This window comes from Candidatus Cloacimonadota bacterium (assembly GCA_011372345.1).
Lineage (GTDB): Bacteria > Cloacimonadota > Cloacimonadia > Cloacimonadales > TCS61 > DRTC01.
In genome coordinates this window covers 1-3752 of record DRTC01000184.1, presented here as the reverse complement: position 1 = coordinate 3752, position 3752 = coordinate 1, and the positions used below count along the sequence as shown (strand labels likewise).

Below are 3752 nucleotides of genomic sequence, written 5' to 3'. Positions count from 1 at the left end.
ATCTCGCACTTGTTTATAATAAAAGACTGTTTCGGGAAGCAGGTCTGGAACATCCTCCGCAAACGATTTCCGAACTGATCGAATTTGGAAAAAAACTGACCAGAGATTTTAATAATGACGGCAAGATCGATCAATACGGATTAGTTTGGAATTACACCGAACCTTTCTGGTATATTCCGTTTTTGGGAGGTTATGGCGGAGAAGTTTTTGATGAAAAAAATCATCCGACATTGAATACGGAAGCAGCAATTAACGCTTTCCAGCTTATTTCCGATCTTCGTAATAAATATAAGATAATTCCGCAAGAATGCGATTATGATGTGGCTGACAATAAGTTCAAGCAGGGAAAAGCAGCCATGATCATCAACGGAGACTGGTCATGGGGAACTTATATGCAGGCAGAAAAAGTCGATTTTGGACTGACACGAATTCCATTTGTGGAAGAAACTGAAAAATGGTGTTCACCGATGATCTCAACGACCGGTTATTCCATCAACTCGACAGTATCAGGTAAAAAACTGGAAGCAACTAAAAAACTGCTGGAATTTCTTACTTCCGAATATGCTCAAAGGAAGTTTGCCAAAGAGCATAAATCTTTTCCTTCTTTGAAAATCCTACAGTCAGATCCGTCCTTTGTGAATGATCCGACTTTGAAGAGTTCCGCTCTTCAGATCGATGTTGGTATGCTGATGCCGGTTATCCCGGAAATGCGTGCCGCCTGGGATGCGATGCGACCTGCTCTGCAGAATGTCGTAAATGGAGAGATGACTCCGCAGGAAGCTGCAGAATATCAGCAGAAATTGTGCGAAGAAAAAATTGATTCTATGCGGGAAGATATTGGTGAGGATAAAGTTACAAAAAATATTTTGTTCGCATTGGGAATTTTGCTTGGATTGTATCTGACTTATCAGATCGTGTATAAATTCATCTTTGCTTTGTTGCGGAATTCCAGATCATTCGAAACACAAAACAGCCGCTTTGCAGTTTTGATGGCTGCTCCGGCTGCGATTCTGATGTTTGGAGTTGTCATTTATCCTTTTTTCTATAACATCATGATTTCCTTCTCCAATATGAATATGACGAATGTAAACTCCAGTTCTATCATTGGAATTGCTCAGTATGTAAAGGTTTTCTCCGAAACGATCTTCTATTCCGTTTTTGGAAAAACTGTGATCTGGACTTTTGTGAATGTTTTCTTTCATGTTGTGATCGGAGTATTCCTGGCAGTATTGTTAAATCGAAAACTTCCCGGAAAACCAATCTTTCGAGTTCTGCTCATCCTTCCCTGGGCTGTTCCGCAATACATAACTGCTCTCACCTGGCGCGGAATGTTCATGTCCGATACCGGAGCGATCAATCTGATCCTCAACAATCTGGGAATCGCATCGGTGAACTGGCTTTCCGAGCCGACTTCCGCGTTTATTGCCTGCATTATTACTAATATCTGGCTTGGATTTCCATTTATGATGATCATTGCTCTGGGAGGTTTGCAGTCTATTCCTTATGAATTGTATGAAGCATCGGAAATTGACGGAGCATCGAGTTGGAAACAATTCTGGAATGTAACGGTTCCACTGCTTAAACCAGTGATGATTCCTGCTATCACACTTGGAATCGTCTGGACTTTCAATAACCTGAATGTGATGTGGCTGGTTACAAACGGCGGACAACCGGCAGATCAAACTCATATTCTGGTTTCGTATGTTTATCGGGCAGCTTTTAATCTTTATCGATACGGTTATGCGGCTGCCTTTTCTATGATCATATTTATTGTATTGGTGATTTTCAGCGTGACTTTTATGAAGAGGTCGCAAGTGGCGGAGAAGGTGTAAATCGACTTAAAATTGAGATCGAAACAGAAAAATGGATTTAGTAAAAAATAATTTATATATACAAATCAAACAAATATTGGATGAAGCCAGAAAACAGGCATACAGAAGCATCAATTCTGTGATGGTTCAGGCGTATTGGAATATTGGAAGAATAATCGTTGAAGAAGAGCAAAAAGGAAAAAATCGGGCTGAATATGGAAAATATCTACTGAAATCTTTATCTGATAAATTAACTGCAGATTATGGCAAGGGTTTTAAAGTAACCAATTTAAAGTATTTCAGACAATTTTTTCTGTCTTTTCCAAAAAGCCACGCACTGCGTGACCAATTGAGTTGGACACACTACCGATTACTCATGAGAGTAAAAAATCAGAAGGCAAGAGACTTTTACATCGAAGAATCAATTTCCGAAAATTGGAGCAGCAGAGCATTAGAAAGACAAATCAACTCATTTTATTATGAACGGTTGTTATCAAGTAAAATAAAAGAACCGGTTATCGAAGAAGCCAAAGATAAAACAAAAAAGTTAGAATTACAACCTCAAGATATTATAAAAGATCCAACCATTCTTGAATTTCTAAATATGAATCAAGATACAAGTTATCTCGAAAAAGAATTAGAACAAGCCTTGATCGACAAACTACAGGATTTTCTTCTTGAACTTGGAAAAGGATTCTGTTTTGTGGCACGACAAAAAAGAATTTCAACTGAAACCAGTCATTTCTATATCGATCTGGTTTTCTACAATTATCTATTGAAATGTTTTGTTTTAATAGATTTGAAAACTGGTAAATTAGCTCATCAGGATATCGGACAAATGGATATGTATGTCCGATTGTTTGAGAATGAAATGAAATCTGCTGACGATAATCCGACTATCGGAATTATCCTTTGTGCTCAAAAAGATGAGACAATCGTAAAATATTCTGTTCTAAAAGAAAGTAAACAAATTTTTGCTTCAAAATATCAAATGGTTCTGCCTACTGAAGAAGAATTTATAAGAGAAATTGAAAGAGAAAAAGATTTGATTATTATGGAAAAAAAGTTAATGAAAGACTGATTCGAGGAAAATATGAAAAATCAAACCAAATCTTATCAATACATTTTGATCTATATCGTAATTTTATTTTTTGTAGCGATTTCGATTTACCCTGTTTTAAGGGTTCTGACAATTTCATTAAGACCTGGCAATAACCTGCTAAATGAGTCCTTACAGATAATTCCGGATGATGCAACATTTGAGAACTACATAAAACTTTTTAACGAAAAACCGTTTCTGGTCTGGGTAAAAAATAGTCTGCTGGTGACTCTGGTTGTAACGATCATCGGAGTTGCTCTCGCATCTACGGCGGGTTATGCGTTTTCCCGTTTCAAATTTCCAGGCAGGAAAGCAGGATTGTTGAGTCTTCTTGTTACGCAAATGTTCCCTGCGACCATGCTCTTGCTTCCGTTGTTTATCATGATCTCAAAACTCAATCTGGTAAACAGTTTTCTCGGTTTGATAATCATGTATAGTGCATCTGCTCTGCCTTTCTGTATCTGGTTGATGAAAGGTTATTACGATACGATCCCTGCCAGTTTGGAAGAGTCAGCAAAAATAGATGGAGCGAATAAATTTTTTGCCTTCTGGAAGATCATCTTACCACTTGCTTCTCCTGCTTTGGTCATTACGGCTCTTTTTTCTTTCATGGCAGCCTGGAACGAATACATTGTCGCAGCACAAGTTCTCTGGTATGAAGATATGTTCACTATTCCTCTGGGCTTGAAAAGTTTACAGGGAAATATGACGACCGAATGGGGAATGTATGCTTCCGCTGCCTTGATCATCAGCATTCCGGTAATAATCCTGTTTCTGGTTTTAAGTAAATGGCTGGTTTCCGGACTAACACTGGGCAGCGTGAAAGGATAAATTCGAGTCGT

The 3752-nt window shown here is 38.2% G+C and carries 3 protein-coding genes; all 3 read left to right on the top strand.

The features are described from left to right. Window positions 1-1832, top strand: a 1832-nt coding sequence (locus ENL20_03615; protein HHE37644.1) for an extracellular solute-binding protein, incomplete at its 5' end; no start/stop codon positions are given. A 31-nt stretch (window positions 1833-1863) separates the two neighbouring features. Next, on the top strand, window positions 1864-2892 hold the full coding sequence (locus ENL20_03610; GenBank protein HHE37643.1) for a DUF1016 domain-containing protein: 1029 nt from the start codon (window positions 1864-1866) through the stop codon (window positions 2890-2892). Between the two features lie 12 nt (window positions 2893-2904). Then, window positions 2905-3741 carry a sugar ABC transporter permease gene (locus tag ENL20_03605; GenBank protein ID HHE37642.1) on the top strand — a complete coding sequence of 279 codons (837 nt, stop codon included), beginning with the start codon at window positions 2905-2907 and terminating at the stop codon, window positions 3739-3741. Window positions 3742-3752: the final 11 nt, after the last annotated feature.